Source organism: Micromonospora sp. NPDC051141 (genome assembly GCF_044455765.1).
Lineage (GTDB): Bacteria > Actinomycetota > Actinomycetes > Mycobacteriales > Micromonosporaceae > Micromonospora.
This window is the reverse complement of record NZ_JBITFD010000010.1, coordinates 241,198-256,977: the sequence shown is the minus strand read 5'-3', so window position 1 is coordinate 256,977 and position 15,780 is coordinate 241,198. Positions and strand designations below refer to the sequence as shown.

At 74.2% G+C, this 15,780-nt stretch carries 18 protein-coding genes; 12 read left to right on the top strand and 6 right to left on the bottom strand.

Annotated elements, in window-relative coordinates; translation table 11 throughout:
• The first annotated feature begins 58 nt into the window (after positions 1 to 58).
• Entirely contained in the window at positions 59 to 1,681 is a 1,623-nt protein-coding gene (locus ACIA6B_RS20550; RefSeq protein ID WP_396775405.1) for an acetolactate synthase, read from the top strand.
• Between the two features lie 50 nt (positions 1,682 to 1,731).
• Here ACIA6B_RS20550 and ACIA6B_RS20545 read toward each other — a convergent pair whose 3' ends face one another.
• The 3 genes from ACIA6B_RS20545 to ACIA6B_RS20535 all read right to left on the bottom strand — a co-directional run bounded on the left by ACIA6B_RS20545 (position 1,732) and on the right by ACIA6B_RS20535 (position 3,013).
• On the bottom strand, positions 1,732 to 2,130 hold the full coding sequence (locus ACIA6B_RS20545) for a PLD nuclease N-terminal domain-containing protein (RefSeq protein ID WP_396775403.1): 399 nt from the start codon (positions 2,128 to 2,130) through the stop codon (positions 1,732 to 1,734).
• A 26-nt stretch (positions 2,131 to 2,156) separates the two neighbouring features.
• Positions 2,157 to 2,516: a DUF202 domain-containing protein gene (locus ACIA6B_RS20540; RefSeq protein ID WP_396775401.1), complete on the bottom strand. Its 360-nt coding sequence runs from the start codon at positions 2,514 to 2,516 to the stop codon at positions 2,157 to 2,159.
• 110 nt (positions 2,517 to 2,626) lie between these two features.
• Positions 2,627 to 3,013 carry a YidH family protein gene (locus ACIA6B_RS20535; protein ID WP_396775489.1) on the bottom strand — a complete coding sequence of 129 codons (387 nt, stop codon included), beginning with the start codon at positions 3,011 to 3,013 and terminating at the stop codon, positions 2,627 to 2,629.
• A gap of 41 nt (positions 3,014 to 3,054) precedes the next feature.
• Here ACIA6B_RS20535 and ACIA6B_RS20530 point away from each other — a divergent pair, with 41 nt between their 5' ends.
• From ACIA6B_RS20530 to ACIA6B_RS20515, 4 genes are all read left to right on the top strand, one after another.
• Positions 3,055 to 3,852: a GNAT family N-acetyltransferase gene (locus ACIA6B_RS20530; RefSeq protein WP_396775399.1), complete on the top strand. Its 798-nt coding sequence runs from the start codon at positions 3,055 to 3,057 to the stop codon at positions 3,850 to 3,852.
• Between the two features lie 2 nt (positions 3,853 to 3,854).
• A complete protein-coding gene (locus tag ACIA6B_RS20525) occupies positions 3,855 to 4,259 on the top strand; it encodes a hypothetical protein (protein ID WP_281935906.1) in 405 nt (134 codons plus the stop codon).
• 187 nt (positions 4,260 to 4,446) lie between these two features.
• On the top strand, positions 4,447 to 5,226 hold the full coding sequence (locus ACIA6B_RS20520; protein WP_107156198.1) for an electron transfer flavoprotein subunit beta/FixA family protein: 780 nt from the start codon (positions 4,447 to 4,449) through the stop codon (positions 5,224 to 5,226).
• Between the two features lie 11 nt (positions 5,227 to 5,237).
• Positions 5,238 to 6,197 (top strand): electron transfer flavoprotein subunit alpha/FixB family protein, encoded by a 960-nt coding sequence (locus ACIA6B_RS20515; RefSeq protein WP_396775396.1) that lies wholly within the window; start codon positions 5,238 to 5,240, stop codon positions 6,195 to 6,197.
• A gap of 191 nt (positions 6,198 to 6,388) precedes the next feature.
• Here ACIA6B_RS20515 and ACIA6B_RS20510 read toward each other — a convergent pair whose 3' ends face one another.
• Together ACIA6B_RS20510 and ACIA6B_RS20505 are read right to left on the bottom strand one after the other, a co-directional pair.
• The gene (locus tag ACIA6B_RS20510; RefSeq protein WP_396775394.1) at positions 6,389 to 7,159 is read right to left on the bottom strand and encodes an anti-sigma factor; all 771 of its coding nucleotides are present in this window, start codon (positions 7,157 to 7,159) and stop codon (positions 6,389 to 6,391) included.
• Positions 7,113 to 7,718: an RNA polymerase sigma factor gene (locus tag ACIA6B_RS20505; RefSeq protein ID WP_281935901.1), complete on the bottom strand. Its 606-nt coding sequence runs from the start codon at positions 7,716 to 7,718 to the stop codon at positions 7,113 to 7,115. Before ACIA6B_RS20505 ends, ACIA6B_RS20510 begins: the two co-directional genes overlap by 47 nt.
• A gap of 242 nt (positions 7,719 to 7,960) precedes the next feature.
• On the opposite strand from ACIA6B_RS20505, the gene ACIA6B_RS20500 reads away from it, so the two are divergent.
• From ACIA6B_RS20500 to ACIA6B_RS20470, 7 genes are all read left to right on the top strand, one after another.
• Complete coding sequence (locus ACIA6B_RS20500) at positions 7,961 to 8,791, top strand: DUF4397 domain-containing protein (protein WP_107156195.1); 831 nt, start codon at positions 7,961 to 7,963, stop codon at positions 8,789 to 8,791.
• On the top strand, positions 8,788 to 9,459 hold the full coding sequence (locus ACIA6B_RS20495; RefSeq protein ID WP_396775391.1) for a class F sortase: 672 nt from the start codon (positions 8,788 to 8,790) through the stop codon (positions 9,457 to 9,459). Before ACIA6B_RS20500 ends, ACIA6B_RS20495 begins: the two co-directional genes overlap by 4 nt.
• Positions 9,460 to 9,607: 148 nt before the next feature.
• A complete protein-coding gene (locus ACIA6B_RS20490; protein WP_396775389.1) occupies positions 9,608 to 10,783 on the top strand; it encodes a cysteine desulfurase family protein in 1,176 nt (391 codons plus the stop codon).
• Between the two features lie 37 nt (positions 10,784 to 10,820).
• Complete coding sequence (gene mnmA, locus ACIA6B_RS20485; RefSeq protein WP_396775387.1) at positions 10,821 to 11,894, top strand: tRNA 2-thiouridine(34) synthase MnmA; 1,074 nt, start codon at positions 10,821 to 10,823, stop codon at positions 11,892 to 11,894.
• 822 nt (positions 11,895 to 12,716) lie between these two features.
• Positions 12,717 to 13,721 (top strand): methionine synthase, encoded by a 1,005-nt coding sequence (locus tag ACIA6B_RS20480; RefSeq protein WP_396775385.1) that lies wholly within the window; start codon positions 12,717 to 12,719, stop codon positions 13,719 to 13,721.
• 37 nt (positions 13,722 to 13,758) lie between these two features.
• Entirely contained in the window at positions 13,759 to 14,127 is a 369-nt protein-coding gene (locus ACIA6B_RS20475) for a VOC family protein (RefSeq protein ID WP_396775383.1), read from the top strand.
• A gap of 26 nt (positions 14,128 to 14,153) precedes the next feature.
• Complete coding sequence (locus ACIA6B_RS20470; protein WP_396775381.1) at positions 14,154 to 15,191, top strand: ADP-ribosylglycohydrolase family protein; 1,038 nt, start codon at positions 14,154 to 14,156, stop codon at positions 15,189 to 15,191.
• On the opposite strand, the gene ACIA6B_RS20465 is transcribed toward ACIA6B_RS20470, so the two are convergent.
• Positions 15,181 to 15,738 (bottom strand): type II toxin-antitoxin system PemK/MazF family toxin, encoded by a 558-nt coding sequence (locus ACIA6B_RS20465; protein ID WP_396775379.1) that lies wholly within the window; start codon positions 15,736 to 15,738, stop codon positions 15,181 to 15,183. The two genes, ACIA6B_RS20470 and ACIA6B_RS20465, sit on opposite strands and share 11 nt — an antisense overlap.
• Between the last annotated feature and the right edge of the window lie 42 nt (positions 15,739 to 15,780).

The window sequence follows — 15,780 nt, the reverse complement described above, 5'->3', positions numbered from 1 at the left end:
CATCCGGTCTACCGGCCAGTAGCGTGTGACTCCGGGTCGCGCGACGAAGGGGAGTGGCATGACGGAACACGTCGAGGGGCACGGCGGCGAGCTGGCGCTGGCGGCGCTGCGGGCGCACGGCGTACGGGAGATGTTCACGCTCTCCGGCGGCCACGTCTTCCCGCTCTACGACGCCGCGCACAAGTCCGGCTTTCCGCTCTACGACGTGCGGCACGAGCAGTCCGCCGTGTTCGCCGCCGAGGCGGTGGCCAAGCTCCAGCGTCGCCCCGGCCTGGCCGTGCTCACCGCCGGCCCCGGCGTCACCAACGGCGTCTCCGGCCTGACCAGCGCGTTCTTCAACGCCTCGCCGGTGCTGGTGCTGGGTGGGCGGGCCCCGCAGTTCCGCTGGGGCTCCGGCAGCCTCCAGGAGATGGACCACCTCCCGCTGGTCGCGCCGGTGACCAAGCACGCCGAGACGGTGTTCAGCGCCGACGACATCCCGCGCGCGGTGTCGGCGGCGCTGACCACCGCGCTCACCCCGCACCGGGGCCCGGTCTTCCTGGACTTCCCGCTGGAGGCGGTCTTCTCGGTCGGCGACGCCGACCTGCCGGCGGTCACCCCGCCCGCACCGATCGAGCCCGACCCGGACGAGGTGGCGAAGGCGGCCGGCCTGATCGCCGGCGCGTCCCGGCCAGTGATCATCGCCGGCTCCGACGTGTACGCCGGCGACGCGGTCGACACGCTGCGCGCCGCCGCCGAGGCGTTGCAGGTGCCGGTCTTCACCAACGGCATGGGTCGGGGCGCGCTGCCGCCGACCCACCCGCTGGCGTTCGCCAAGGCCCGCCGGGTCGCGCTGAAGGGCGCCGACGTGGTCGTGGTCATCGGCACGCCGCTGGACTTCCGGCTCTCCTTCGGCGACTTCGGCGACGCGAAGGTGGTGCACGTGGTGGACGCGCCCAGCCAGCGCGCCGGGCACGTGCAGCCGGCCGCCGCGCCCGCCGGTGACCTGCGACTGATCCTCGGCGGGTTCGCCGAGCACCGCGGCGACCGGGCTGAGCACGCCGACTGGATCGCCGAGCTGCGCACCGCCGAGGACGCGGCGAAGGCGCGCGACGCCGAGGAGATGGGCGCCGAGACCGACCCGATCCGGCCGGCCCGGGTCTACGGCGAGCTGCGCAGGGTGCTCGCCCCGGACGCCATCACCATCGGCGACGGCGGCGACTTCGTCTCGTACGCCGGGAAGTACCTGGAACCCGCGCAGCCCGGCACCTGGCTCGACCCCGGCCCGTACGGCTGCCTCGGCACCGGCCTGGGCTACGCGATGGGCGCCCGGGTCAGCCACCCGGACCGCCAGATCTGCGTGCTGATGGGCGACGGCGCGGCCGGCTTCTCGCTGATGGACGTGGAGTCGCTGGCCCGGCAGAAGCTGCCGGTGGTGATCGTGGTCGGCAACAACGGCATCTGGGGGCTGGAGAAGCACCCGATGCGCGCCATGTACGGCTACGACGTGGCTGCCGACCTCCAGCCCGGCCTGCGCTACGACAAGGTGGTCGAGGCGCTCGGCGGCGCGGGCGAGACGGTGGAGAAGGCCGCCGACCTCGGCCCGGCGCTGGGTCGCGCGTTCGACGCCGGCGTGCCGTACCTGGTCAACGTGCTGACCGACCCGGCGGACGCGTACCCCCGCTCGTCGAACCTGGCCTGACCACGACCCTGACCGCCGCCGCCGGGTGACCGGCGGCGGCGCGCGGCGGGTCAGACCTCCGGGCGGTCCCGGTCGTCGGGGCGGTCCCGCAGCTCCGCCTCCCGGCGACGCAGGTCCTCCTCCCAGCGGCGGAGGCGGTCCTGGTCCTCGTCGCGGGAGCGCTTGTCGAGCGACGCGAGGAAGTCGGGGTCGTCGTCCGGCGCGACCGGTCGACGGGCCGGCGCGGCGGGCCCCCCGAACCCGGTGCCGCCGGCCGGGCCGGTCGGGCGCTCGCGACCGGCCACGAACCAGGCGATCGAGCCGACCACCGGGAAGAACAGGATGACCAGCACCCAGATCATCCGGGGCAGCGCCCTGACCTGACCCTCCTCGGCGGAGAGGCAGCTGATCAGCGCGCAGACGGCGAGCACGACCTGGATCAGGAAGAGCAGTACGTAGAGGCGGGCCATGCCCCATGATGGCCCACCCGGCGGGGTCAGTGCACCCGGCCGAGCACGTGCGCCACGCCGAGCAGGGCCAACGCGGCGGCGCCGAGCGCGGTCAGCGGCACGGACAGGCGGCCGAGCCGGCGCGGGCCGGCGCCGGTGGCGCGCCGCCAGTCGACCACCAGCACGGCCAGCCAGACCGCGACCGCCGCCCCGGCCGGCACCGCGTCCCGGACCCGGCCGGTGAACGCCGGCCGGAGCTGGAGCAGCAGCACGACGGTCAGCGTGAGCAGCGTCCGCCGCCAGGCCAGCCGGGTGCGTTCGACCGGGAGACCGGCGTCGGCCTTCACCGGGCGGTGCCGGCTGGGCGTGCCCTCACGGCCCTCGCTTCGCTCGGTGCGTTCGTTCACGCGGTGCTGGCTGGGCGTGCCCTCACGGCCCTCGCTTCGCTCGGTGCGTTCGTTCACGCGATGCCGGCTGGGCGTGCCCTCACGGCCCTCGCTTCGCTCGGTGCGTTCGTTCACGCGGTGCCCCGGAGGAGGACGGCGGCGACCAGCAGCAGCGCGCCGACCGCGACGATCAGCGCCAGCACGGCGGGGAAGCGGGACGCCGGCAGTTCCTCGCCCAGCCGGATGGCGCGTTCGGTGCGGGCCCAGTGGTCCACCGCCCGGATCGACACGGTGGCGCCGAGCAGCAGCAGCCCGACGGCGAGCACCTCGCGCAGGTGGGCCAGCGGGAGCGGCGGGAGGAACTGCGCGGCGGCCAGCCCGCCCGCGACCAGCGCCAGCCCGGTCCGCAGCCAGGCCAGGAACGTCCGTTCGTTGGCCAGCGAGAAGCGGTAGTCCGGCGTGCTGCCGACCGAACGCAGTTCCCGCGGGTCGAACCAGCGCTTGATCGACTCCCACACGGCACCGATTATCCGCTTTGCCACCGGCCTAGCCTGAGGGGATGACCGATCTTGACGCCCGCGCCCTGCGCGACGCCTACGACACGCAGGTCCGTCCGGAGCTGCCGGACCCGGTGCCCGCCGGGGTGACCATCGAGCGGGACGGCCCGCTGTTCCGCGTGCTCGGGCTGGACCAGCGTGGCTTCCTCACCTACCGGACGCTCGACGGCCTGGCCGGCGCCGGACTGGACGCGTTGATCGCCCGGCAGGTCGAGCTGTTCCGGGCCCGCGGCGAGGCGGTCGAGTGGAAGCTCGCCGGCCACGACGAGCCGGCCGACCTGGGCGACCGGTTGCGCGCCGCCGGCTTCGTCCCGGAGGACGAGGAGACCGTCGTGGTCGGCCCGGTGGCGCCGCTGGCCGCCGCCGTCCCGGTCCTCCCCGAGGGGGTACGCCTGCGCGAGGTCACCGGCCGCGCCGACCTGGAGCGGATCGCCGCCATGGAGGAGGAGGTCTGGCACGACGACCGGGGGCACCTGGTGACCGGGCTGGCCCGGGAGATCGAGGCGGACCCGCAGTCGATCACGATCGTGGTGGCGGAGGCGGGGGAGACGGTGATCAGCGCCGGCTGGATCCGCTACCAGGCCGGCACCGGGTTCGCCAGTCTCTGGGGCGGCTCGACGCTGCCGCAGTGGCGTCGGAAGGGCGTGTACCGGGCGCTGGTGGCGTACCGGGCGCGGCTGGCGCAACAGCGCGGCCGGACGTTGGTGCAGGTGGACTGCTCGCCGGACAGTCGGCCCATCCTGGAGCGGCTGGGGCTCGTTGCGGTCACCACCACCACGCCGTACGTCTACACTCCGTGATCATGGACCGGTTGACGGAGGACGAGCAGCTCACCCTGAAGACCGGCGCGTTCGGGGCGGTGTTCCTGGTCTCCAACGCGGTGCCCGGGGTGCTGGGCATGGTGCGCGAGAGCATCGCCGCCTCCGGTGCGCTGGCCGACGTCGGCGGCGTGGTCAAGGAGGCGCTCACCACCGGCCCGCTGCCGCAGTTGCCCCGCGACTCCGCGCTGGAGATCGAGTCGGTGGTGCTGCCCGCGCTGGGCCGGGCGGTGGAGATCCTGCGCGCCAAGTCACCGGGCGACGTCGAGGCGTACCGGTCGGTGGTGCTGGCGGCGGCGGACCGGGTGGCGGCGGCGCACCGGGGCGTGGCGCCGGCCGAGGCGGCGGCCATCGACAAGATCCGGGTGGCGCTGACCGAGGCGGCGTGACCACCACGGGTTACGGTGAGTTGCGTCACTCCGGGCTCCCGGGGAGTCGATGCTACTTGCGGGTAACATTGCCCCGTGGGCAAGTGCACAGCGGCCTGCGGTTGACCGAGCGTTAAGTCACGCGGCAGGCTGCGCCCGTGACCGGGCGAGTGATCGCTACACCAAACAGGAGGGTCGTCGAAGCGCGATGAACATCGTCGTACTCGTCAAGCAGGTGCCCGATTCGGGCGCGGACCGCAACCTGCGTCCTGACGACAACACCGTCGACCGCGGCTCGGCGAACAACGTCATCAACGAGATGGACGAGTACGCCATCGAAGAGGCGTTGAAGATCAAGGAAGCGCACGGCGGTGAGGTCACCATCCTGACCATGGGTCCGGACCGGGCGACCGAGTCGATCCGCAAGGCGCTCTCCATGGGGCCGGACAAGGCCGTCCACGTCGTCGACGACGCGCTGCACGGCTCCTGCGCGGTGGCCACCTCGAAGGTGCTCGCCGCCGCCCTCGGGCAGCTCAACGCCGACCTGGTCATCTGCGGCGCCGAGTCCACCGACGGTCGGGTCCAGGTCATGCCGCACATGATCGCCGAGCGGCTGGGCGTGGCCGCCCTGACCGGCGCGCGCAAGCTCACCGTCGACGGCTCGACGCTGACCGCCGAGCGGCAGACCGAGGAGGGGTACGAGGTGGTCACCGCCTCGACGCCGGCCGTGGTCTCTGTCTGGGACACCATCAACGAGCCGCGCTACCCGTCCTTCAAGGGCATCATGGCCGCGAAGAAGAAGCCGGTGCAGACGCTCTCCCTGGGCGACCTGGGCGTGGCCCCGGCCGAGGTGGGCCTCGACGGCGCCACCAGCGCCGTGCTGGAGCACACCAAGCGCCCGCCGCGCTCCGGCGGCGAGAAGATCACCGACGAGGGCGAGGGCGGCGTCAAGCTGGTCGAGTTCCTCGCCACCGAGAAGTTCGTGTGAGAGGTCTGGACATGTCTGAGGTTCTCGTCGTCGTCGAAGCCACGAAGGAATTCGGCGTCAAGAAGGTCACCCTGGAGATGCTCACCCTCGCCCGCGAGCTGGGCACCCCGAGCGCGGTCGTGCTCGGCGGCGCCGGCGCCGCCGAGGCGCTGAGCGCCAAGCTGGGCGAGTACGGCGCGGAGAAGATCTACGCCGCCGAGGGCGAGGAGATCGACGGCTTCCTGGTGGCCCCGAAGGCCACCGTGGTCGCCGAGCTGGTCAAGCGGGTGCAGCCGGCCGCCGTGCTGCTCGCCTCGTCGCAGGAGGGCAAGGAGATCGCCGCCCGCCTGGCGGTCAAGCTGGACAACGGCATCCTGACCGACGTGGTCGCCCTGGATGCCGACGGCACCGCCACCCAGGTCGCGTTCGCCGGCTCCACCATCGTCAAGTCCAAGGTCACCAAGGGCCTGCCGCTGGTCACCGTCCGGCCGAACTCGCTCAACCCGACCCCGGCCGCGGCCACCCCGGCCGTCGAGCAGCTCACCGTGTCGGTCACCGACGCGGACAAGCTGGCGAAGGTCGTCGAGCGGGTCGCCGAGCAGAAGGGCTCCCGCCCCGAGCTGACCGAGGCGTCGATCGTCGTCTCCGGCGGTCGCGGCGTCGGCAACGCCGACAACTTCAAGCTGGTGGAGGAGCTGGCCGACCTGCTCGGCGGCGCGGTCGGCGCGTCCCGCGCGGCGGTCGACTCCGGCTTCTACCCGCACCAGTTCCAGGTCGGCCAGACCGGCAAGACGGTCTCCCCGCAGCTCTACGTCGCGCTCGGCATCTCCGGCGCGATCCAGCACCGGGCCGGCATGCAGACGTCGAAGACCATCGTCGCGGTGAACAAGGACGGCGAGGCGCCGATCTTCGAGCTGGCCGACTACGGCGTGGTCGGCGACCTGTTCAAGATCGTCCCGCAGGCCGCCGAGGAGATCCGCAAGCGCAAGTGACCCGGCGTTCCCCGGGGGCGCCTCGTGGCACCCCCGGGCTCGCAGGGCGCAGATACACGGAAAGAGTGGCCATCCTTCGCGGAATGGCCACTCTTTCCGTGTATCTGCGCGTCATCCGTCCGCTCGGGCGGAGCGTGCGTCGCGCCGTAGGGAGCTGATCGGCGGGCCGGGGAGCTGAGCCGGCCCGCCGATCAGCCCGTCAGGGTGCCCCTCAACAGGCTGTCGCCGGAGTGGCGGGTGTTGTTGTCGTACTGCTCGGCGCTGATGTCGACGACGGTGAAGGTGCTCAGGTCGACGTTGCGGGGGATCGGCAGCAACGCGTCTCCCGATCCGTTGCTCAACGTGCCCACCGAGAACATCTCCATCGTCTTCGGATCGATCAGCCAGACCTCGTAGTACCCCGGAACGCTCGGGAGATTCGCCACGTGCAGATGCAATTGGTTGTCCCCGAGCACCCGGGCGTCGCCCGAGGCGTCCTTCGGCGTCGCGCCGAACGCGGCCAGCGGCGCGCTGGCCAACACCGTCGGCTGCGGCGCCGGATCGTCACCGCCGGTGCCGAGCACCGCGACGGTGCCCGCCACGCCGATCACCGCGGCGGCAGTGGCGGTGACCGCGGTGCTCGCCCACCTCTGCCAGCGGCGGCCACGGCGTGGGCGGGCGACGGTCGTCGACCGGTCGCCGAGGTCGGCCGGATCGCCGGTACGCGGCGGCCGGCGACCGTTCAACGTGGGCAGTTCCTCGGCGGCCCGGATCTCGGTGACGATGCCCTGCCAGACGTGCTCCGGCGGGTCGGGCAGCTCGGTCAGGCCCTGGGTGCCGGCGCCGAGCCCGGCGACGTGCCGGAGCGTCTCCAGCTCGCCCCGGCAGTGCCCGCAGGCGACGAGATGGGTGGATTCTCCGTCGGCCGCCTCGCTCTCACCGAGCGCCAGAAAGACCAGCCGGTCGTGGTCCAGGTGCTGCACCGTCCACCTCCCATCTGCGTTTCAGGCTCTGCATGCCGCGCCGGATGTGGCTCTTGACCGTGCCGAGCGGCACTCCTGTCACGGTCGAGATCTGCTGGTGTGTCAGGTCGTCGTAGAACGCCAGCTCCAGCATCCGCCGTTGCTCGTCGGGGAGCCGGGCCAGCTCGTCGGCGACCACCAGCCGGTCGACCACCGTGTCCGGGTCGGGGCCGGTGTCCACCGGCTCGGGCAGTTGCTTCACCGTCTCGACCACCCGGGTCTCCCGGGCCGCGGCGCGGATCCGGTCGACCACCTTGCGTCGCCCGATGCCGAGCAGCCAGCCGATCAGCGATCCCTTCGCCGGGTCGAACGTCTCCCGGCCGAGCCAGGCGGCGACGAACGTCGCCTGCGTCACGTCCTCGGCGTCACTGCGGTTGACCAGCGTCGTGGTGGCCAGGTGCAGCACCGCTCGGCCGTATCTGTCGTACGCCTCGCGCAGGGCAGCCTCGTCGCCGTCGCGGAACCGCGTCGCGAGATCGTCCTCGACCGGCGGCTCGGGGCCCTGCCTAGCCGCCGTCACCGGGCGGCTCGCCATCCGTGGGGCATGCCGAACTGTAACTCCCACCGCCCCCGCCCCACTCTCCCGGTGTGTCCGACACGATGCTCATCACCTCCTCCTTCGTCGGCGAGGGCCCCGACGGATGCGCCCGCGGCCGGAAAAAGAAAACGGATCCGGCGCGCATCCGGGGGCGGCGGGGCCGGCGTAACCCGTTCTGCAAGCCAGGCCTGACGAATCAGCACCAATCACCAGGAGGCACTCACATGCAGCACGCCATGTTCCGTCGGGTCGCCGCGGGCGGCGCGGTGGCCGCCCTCACCTTCGCCGGCGTCGGCGCCGCCACCATGAGCCCGGCCTACGCCGCCTCGTCGAAGGTTTCCGTGGTCCACGGCATCCCGGACACCCCGGTCGACGTCTACGTCAACGGCAAGAAGACGCTCGACAACTTCAAGCCCGGCGACGTGGCCGGCCCGCTCACCCTGCCCGAGGGCGAGTACGACATCGCCCTGACCAAGCCCGGTGAGGCGGTCGACAAGGCCATCCTGAAGGTCGACGACGCCGAGGTGCCGGGCGGGGCGAACATCAGCCTCGCCGCTCACCTGAGCGCCGACGGCAAGCCGCAGATCACCCCGTTCGTCAACGACGTGTCCAAGGTGGGCGCCGGCAAGGCCCGGCTGATCGTCCGGCACACCGCCGCCGCGCCGGCGGTGGACGTGCGGGCCGGCGGCAAGCCGGTCTTCGAGGGGCTGACCAACCCGAAGGAGGCCAAGGCCGACGTGGCCGCCGGCACCGTCAAGGCCGACGTGGTGCTCGCCGGCACCGACACCGTCGCCATCGGCCCGGCCGACCTGAACCTGAAGGAGGGCACCGCCACCATCGTCTACGCGATCGGCTCCGCCGAGGCCAAGAACCTCGACCTGGTCGCGCAGACCATCAGCGGCCTGCACTCCGCGCCGGGCGGCGTGCCCAGCGGCACCGGCGGCCAGGCCGGCACCGGCGTGGACACCTGGTGGTACGTCCTGGCCGGCGCCGGCGTGCTGCTCCTGGTCGGCGGCGGCGCGCGGGTGGCCACCGCCCGGGCCGGTCGCCGGTGACGGTGCGCAACCGCGGGGCGCTGGCGGCGATGGCCGCCGGCGTCGCCGCGCTCACCGTGGCGACGCTTGTGGCGTGCGGGTCGCAGCCCGCCGAGGACGTCGGCGCCGACGAGGCGGCGGCCCTCGCCAGCGCCACCCCCGGCGCGACGCCGGCGGCGACCCCGACCGGGGACGCGTCGGTGCCGGTGAACGCCGGCACGCTGCCGGCGGACGGCAAGGCCGTGCCACCGGTACGACTGAGCATCCCGCCGATCAAGGTCACCGCCTCGGTCAACCCGGTCGGCATCAACGAGCGCACCAACGAGTTCGAGGTGCCGCCCAGCGTGGACCAGGTCGGCTGGTACCGCTACGGGCCAGGGCTGGAGGCCGACGCCGGCTCGGTGGTCATCGCCGGGCACGTGGACAGCGCCGAGCAGGGCAAGGGCGCGTTCTTCCGGCTCCGGGAGCTGGACCGGGGGGACACCGTCACCGCCACCGGCGCGGATGGGAAGGACCGTCGCTACCGGGTGGTGGCCCGGGAGGAGTACACCAAGACGAAGATCCCGCTGGAGCGGTACTTCGCCCGCGACGGCAGCCCGCGACTCACGTTGATCACCTGCGGCGGCCCGTTCGACCCGAAGACCCGGCACTACCGCGACAACATCGTCGTCACCGCGGTTCCCGCGTGAGCGCGAGGAGTGAGCCGGTCTTGCGAGCCCCGCAGTCGCGAACGAAGAGCGGCCCCGCATGAGCGTCCGGACCGCCCGTCCCGCCTCCGCACGGGACGGGCGGTCCGGCCAGCGGTGGCCCGCCCACCGGCCGTTAGGCTGAACGGTGATGGCATACCTGGATCACGCGGCGACGACCCCGATGCTCGACGAGGCACTCGAGGCGTACGTCGCCACCGCCCGCGAGGTGGGCAACGCGTCGTCGCTGCACGCGGCCGGCCGCCGTGCCCGGCGACGGGTGGAGGAGTCCCGCGAGCGGGTGGCCGCCGCGCTCGGCGCACGCCCCTCCGAGGTGATCTTCACCGGCGGAGGCACGGAGAGTGACAACCTCGCCGTGAAGGGCATCTTCTGGGCCCGCCGTGACGCCCGGCCCGAGCGGGTGCGGGTCGTCTCCAGCGCGGTCGAGCACCACGCCGTGCTGGACGCGGTGGACTGGCTCGTCGGGCACGAGGGCGCGGAGGCCGGCTGGCTGCCGGTCGACGCGACCGGCCGGCTCGACCCGGAGCGGCTCCGCGCCGAGCTGGCCGAGCACGGCGACCGGGTGGCGGTGGTCACCGCGATGTGGGCCATCAACGAGGTCGGCACCGTCCAGCCGGTGGCCGGGCTGGCCGCGGTCGCCGCCGAGTACGGGGTGCCGTTCCACACCGACGCGATCCAGGCGGTCGGTCAGGTGCCCGTCGACTTCGCCGCGACCGGGGTGTCCGCGCTCACCGTGACCGGGCACAAGCTCGGCGGCCCGACCGGTGTCGGCGCGCTGCTGCTGGCCCGCGACGTCGCGGCCGTCCCGCTGCTGCACGGTGGTGGCCAGGAGCGCGACGTCCGCTCCGGGACGCTGGACACGGCCGGCATCGTCGCATTCGCGGTCGCCGTCGAGGCCGCGGTGAAGGGCCAGCAGGAGTACGCGGCCCGGGTCGCCGCGCTCCGCGACGAGCTGGTCGAGCGGGTCCGTCGGGCGGTGCCCGAGGTGGTCTTCAACGGCGACCCGGTGGACCGCCTCCCCGGCAACGCGCACTTCTCCTTCCCCGGCTGCGAGGGGGACGCGCTGCTGCTGCTCCTCGACGCCCAGGGCATCGCCTGCTCGACCGGGTCGGCCTGCTCGGCCGGTGTGGCCCAGCCCTCGCACGTGCTGCTGGCCATGGGCGCCGACGACGACCGGGCCCGCTCCTCGTTGCGTTTCACGCTCGGTCACACCAGCAGCGGCGCGGACGTGGACACGCTCATCGCCGCGTTGCCGGCCGCCGTCGAGCGGGCCCGGCGCGCGGCCGCCCTCCGTACCCCCCGCTGACCCGGATACCCTCGGTACGGACGAGGGGAGTGGGCCGGTGAGGGTTCTGGCGGCGATGTCGGGCGGGGTGGACTCCGCCGTGGCGGCGGCGCGGGCGGTGGAGGCGGGGCACGACGTGACCGGCGTGCACCTGGCGCTGGCCCGCAACCCGCAGACCTACCGCACCGGCGCCCGGGGGTGCTGCACCCTGGAGGACTCCCGGGACGCCCGGCGGGCCGCCGACGTGCTGGGCATTCCGTTCTACGTGTGGGACATGGCGGACCGGTTCCACGACGACGTGGTCGACGACTTCGTCGCCGAGTACGCTGCGGGCCGTACCCCGAACCCGTGCCTGCGCTGCAACGAGAAGATCAAGTTCGCCGCGGTGCTGGACCGGGCCGTGGCCCTGGGCTTCGACGCCGTGGTGACCGGCCACCACGCCCGGCTCGGCCCGGACGGCCTGCTGCGGCGCAGCGTCGACGCGGCCAAGGACCAGTCGTACGTCCTCGCGGTGCTGACCCGGGCGCAGCTCGACCGGTCGGTCTTCCCGCTCGGTGACTCGACCAAGGCCGAGGTGCGCGCGGAGGCCGCCCGGCGCGGCCTCGCCGTGGCCGACAAGCCGGACTCGCACGACATCTGCTTCATCGCCGACGGCGACACCCGCGGCTTTCTGGCCGAGCGGCTCGGCGAGGCCCCCGGCCAGGTGGTGGACGCGCTCACCGGCGCGGTCGTCGGCAACCACAGCGGCGCCTACCAGTACACCGTCGGGCAGCGACGTGGGCTGCACCTGGACCGCCCCGCGCCGGACGGCCGGCCCCGCTACGTGCTCTCCATCACCCCGAAGACCAACACCGTGACGGTCGGCCCGGCCGAGGCGCTGGAGGTCTCCGCGGTGCGCGCGGTCCGCCCGGTCTGGACCGGCGGCCCGCGCCCGGACGGGCCGGTCGAGTGCGAGGTACAGCTCCGGGCGCACGGCGACGTGGTCCCGGCCGCCGTCTCGGTCGACGCCGACGGCCTGCACGCCGCGCTGCGCCGACCGCTGCGCGGGGTCGCCGCCGGCCAGGCGATCGTGGCCTACCGGCCGGACCCGGCCGGTGACGTGGTCCTCGGCTCCGCCACCATCGCCGCCTGACAGATCGCCGCCCGGCTGCCCGTCGCGGCCGGCTGTCCTCGTGACGGGCTGTCCTCGTGACGGGCTTGTCCCTGCGACGGGTTGCCCTGCTGGCGGGCTTGTCCTTGTGACGGGTTGCCCTGCTGGCGGGGCTGTCCACCCGTTGGGCTGCCGTCGCGGGCGGATCGTTTCCGGGCTGGGCCGTCTCGGACCGGACGTGTCCGGCGCGGCGCCTGACCGGCCCGACCTATTCAACCCGGTGTCCCGCGCGGCACGTCAGGTCGGAGCAGGTGTTCCGCGGTCCGGAACCTCCGGCGACGCGATGCCGTTGATCAGGCGGATCACCAGTTGATCCGGCGGATCACCCGGCACCGACGAAGCCGGCGCGGAACCCGCCGCCACCCCTGCAAACTTGATGGCACAGATGAGTCGCCCTCGACCCGCCCTCGGCCCGACTCTTCGAGGACGCGCTTCGGTCGCTGTCCGACGCGGTGACCCATCTGTGCCATCAAGTTTGTAGTCACTTCGTCGCTCAGGACCGCCGGACGCATCTGCGGCCATCCGCGCCCACCCGGCGCCCCGACTCGCCCCGGCTGTGCGCCTTCGGCCGTCCCGCCGTGCGCCCCGGCTGTGCGCCTTCGGCCGTCCCGCCGTGCGCCTTCGGCTGTGCGACTTCGGCTGTGCGCCTTCGGCTGTGCGCCTTCGGGCGTGCGCCTTCGGCCCTGCGCCTTCGGCCGTCCGGCCGTGCGCCTCCGGCGGTGCGCTCCGGCCGTCCGGCCGCTGCCGTGGCCGGCCCCGGCCCGCGATGTCCGCCGGGGGCGGCCCAGTCGATAGGCTTCGGCGGTGACTGATCAGCAGTGGCCCTGGCCCGCCGGGGCGGCGACCGGAATCGGTTCGCTGCCCGGCACCGACATCGCCGAGGCGCAGCGGATCGTGCTCGGCGAGCTGCCCGCGCTGCCGCATCTGCCGGAGCTGCCCGCCCGCGGCCCGGGCGCGGATCTCGTGGGCCGCACCGCCGGGCTGCTCGTCGAGCTTCCGGTCGAGCTGTACGCAGCCCGCTGGCGGATCGCCCTGCGCCCCGGCCGGGACCTGCGCCGCGCCCGTGACCTGATGGAACGCGACCTCGACCAGCTCGCCGAGGAGGCCGAGGAGTACGCCGGCCCGGTCAAGGTCCAGGCCGCCGGCCCGTTCACCCTGGCCGCCACGCTGGAGCTGCCGCTCGGCGGCCGGGTGCTGCGCGACCCCGGCGCGGTGCGGGACCTCGCCGGCTCGCTGGGCGAGGGGCTGCGCGGCCACCTGGCGGCGGTGAGCCGACGACTGCCCCGCGCCACGGTGCTGCTCCAGCTCGACGAGCCGTCCCTGCCGGCGGTGCTGGCCGGGCGGGTGCCCACCGAGAGCGGCCTCGGCAGCCACCGGCCGATGGAGGCCGAGGTGGCCCGCGCGCTGCTGCGCGGCGTGCTCGACGCGGCCGGCGTCCCCACGCTGGTGCACTGCTGCGCGCCGGACGTGCCGCTGGAGCTGATCCGCTCCGCCGGCGCGGTCGGCGTCGCCCTCGACCTGGCCTTGGTCACCGACCTGGACCCGCTCGGTGAGGCGATCGACGCCGGGTTCGGGCTGTTGGCCGGCGCCGCGCCGGCGCTGCCGCCGTCGTCCGGCCGGGCGCTCACCTCCGCCGAGGTCGCCGACCGGGTCCGCCGGCTCTGGGACCAGCTCGGCTTCCCCCGCCGGCGGCTGGCCGAACAGGTGGTGGTCACGCCCGCGTGCGGGCTGGCCGGCGCCACCCCGGCGTACGCCCGGGCCGTGCTGGCCGCCTGTCGCGACGCCGGCCGGCGGCTCGCCGAGGAGTGACGTTTTCCTGTCGTATGCCGGGGGCAGGATGGTCGGCATGATCGGACGACTGCGCTCCACCGTGATCGACTGTCCCGACCCGCGTGCGCTGGCCGGCTTCTACGCGGAGCTGCTCGGCCTCCCGCTGATCGAGGACAATTCCGACGGCGACGACTGGGTGATCCTCGGCGGCCCGCCCGGGCACCTGCCGCGGCTCGCCTTCCAGAAGGCGCTCGACCTGCGGGCACCCGACTGGCCCGACCCGGAGCGTCCGCAGCAGTTCCACCTGGACGTGACGGTGGACGACATCGAGGCGGCCGAGAAGGCGGCGCTGGCCCTCGGCGCCCGGCGGCTGCCCGGCGAGGGGGAGGGCTTCCGGGTCTACGCCGACCCGGCCGGCCACCCGTTCTGCCTCTGCTGGGACTGACCGCGCGGGGCTTGCGCGGCCGGTGCATGATCACCACCGTGACCGCCTCCACCGACCGACGCGCCGCCGGCTCGCTCTTCGGCCTGGCCTACGGCGACGCCCTCGGCAAGCCGACCGAGTTCCTCACCGTCACCGAGATCGTCCGGCGCTACGGCCCGGCCGGTCCCCGCGAGCTGGCAGGTGACCCGGCACTGGTCACCGACGACACCCAGATGGCGCTGGCCGTGGCGTGGGCGTTGCACGACGCGCCCGCGTACACGGCGGAGGCGGTGGAGCCGCTGCTGCGGCAGCGCTTCCTCGACTGGGCGGCCAGCCCGGAGAACAACCGCGCGCCGGGCATGACCTGCCTGCGGGCCTGCGCCGAGCTGGGTCGGGGCACCCGCTGGCAACAGGCCACGGTCGCCGGTTCGAAGGGCTGTGGCGCGAACATGCGGGTCACCCCGGTCGGGTTGTTCGACGTCGACCTCGACACGCTGGCCGGGTTGGCCCAGCTCCAGGCCGGCCTCACCCACGGGCACCCGACCGGGCTGGCGGCCAGCGAGCTGACCGCGTACGCGGTCCGGCTGCTGCGCGACGGCGCGGCGCTGCCGGCGCTGCCCGGCCTGCTCACCGAGCGGGCCCGCGAGCAGCGCACGGTCTACCGGGGCGAGTGGCTCGGTGACCTGTGGCAGCGTCCGGGCGTCACCGACCCGGCGGAGTTCATCGCCCGCGGCTGGGACGACTGCCTGCGGGTGCTCGGCCGGCTGGAGGCCGCGCTGGCCCGCCCCGACGACGGCGGCGACCCGTGCCGGCTCACCGGCGAGGGGTGGATCGCGGAGGAGGCGCTCGCGACCGCGCTGCTCTGCGTGCTGCGGCACCCGGACGAACCGGTCGCCGCGCTGGCCCGGGGCGCCACCACCGCCGGCGACTCGGACTCCATCGCCGCGTTGGCCGGGGCGTTCCTCGGGGCCGCGTACGGGATGGCCGCCTGGCCGGCCGACTGGTCCGCCCGCATCGAGTACGCGGACCAGCTCACCGCCCTGGCCGACCCGCTGGACCGAGCGGCGTCCCGCGCTACGGGGTGAGGTGGGGCAGCCGGCGTACGCCGCGCCACACCTCGGGGTCGCAGTCGCCGGCGCGGTCGGCGAACGCGTCGAGCGGCACCCGGATCGGCTCGCTGACGTCGAGGAAGCTGTCGTGGTCCGCGCCCGGATCCCAGGTGCGGGTCGGGATCCGTACGTGGTCGTCCCGGTCCGACTTGTCCTGGCTGGTGATCTTCAGCACCTCGGCCGCCCGGCCGTCGACGCGCAGCACCAGGCAGGGGCGCACCTTCGAACCGGTGCCGTCGGCGTACGGCACGTCGGCCCACCAGATCTCCCCGGGCCGCGGCCGGTCCCCGGTCGGCCGGTCGGCGCCACGCGGCTTCGGCGGAGCGGCCACCCGCCCACCACCGGGTCGGTTGTCCCGCCCGCGCCCGGGCCGGCTGCCCCGCCCGCGCCCGGGCCGCTTGTCCCGCCCACCACCGGGCCGGCTGTTCCGCCCGTCGGCGGCGCGGCGGCGCCACTCGCTCCACAGCCAGCCCGCCGCCACACAGGCCACGATCACCAGTGCCCAGATCAGCGCGTCGCGCATCCGTGCCGCCTTCCGTCCGCTTCGGCCCAGCGATCGTCGCAC

Coding starts and splice junctions, on each gene's coding strand:
- ACIA6B_RS20550 (WP_396775405.1), top strand. CDS start 59: ATGACGGAACACGTCGAGGGGCACGGCGGCGAGCTGGCGCTGGCGGCG.
- ACIA6B_RS20545 (WP_396775403.1), bottom strand. CDS start 2,130: ATGGCCCGCCTCTACGTACTGCTCTTCCTGATCCAGGTCGTGCTCGCC.
- ACIA6B_RS20530 (WP_396775399.1), top strand. CDS start 3,055: ATGACCGATCTTGACGCCCGCGCCCTGCGCGACGCCTACGACACGCAG.
- ACIA6B_RS20525 (WP_281935906.1), top strand. CDS start 3,855: ATGGACCGGTTGACGGAGGACGAGCAGCTCACCCTGAAGACCGGCGCG.
- ACIA6B_RS20520 (WP_107156198.1), top strand. CDS start 4,447: ATGAACATCGTCGTACTCGTCAAGCAGGTGCCCGATTCGGGCGCGGAC.
- ACIA6B_RS20515 (WP_396775396.1), top strand. CDS start 5,238: ATGTCTGAGGTTCTCGTCGTCGTCGAAGCCACGAAGGAATTCGGCGTC.
- ACIA6B_RS20500 (WP_107156195.1), top strand. CDS start 7,961: ATGCAGCACGCCATGTTCCGTCGGGTCGCCGCGGGCGGCGCGGTGGCC.
- ACIA6B_RS20490 (WP_396775389.1), top strand. CDS start 9,608: ATGGCATACCTGGATCACGCGGCGACGACCCCGATGCTCGACGAGGCA.
- ACIA6B_RS20475 (WP_396775383.1), top strand. CDS start 13,759: ATGATCGGACGACTGCGCTCCACCGTGATCGACTGTCCCGACCCGCGT.
- ACIA6B_RS20470 (WP_396775381.1), top strand. CDS start 14,154: ATGATCACCACCGTGACCGCCTCCACCGACCGACGCGCCGCCGGCTCG.
- ACIA6B_RS20465 (WP_396775379.1), bottom strand. CDS start 15,738: ATGCGCGACGCGCTGATCTGGGCACTGGTGATCGTGGCCTGTGTGGCG.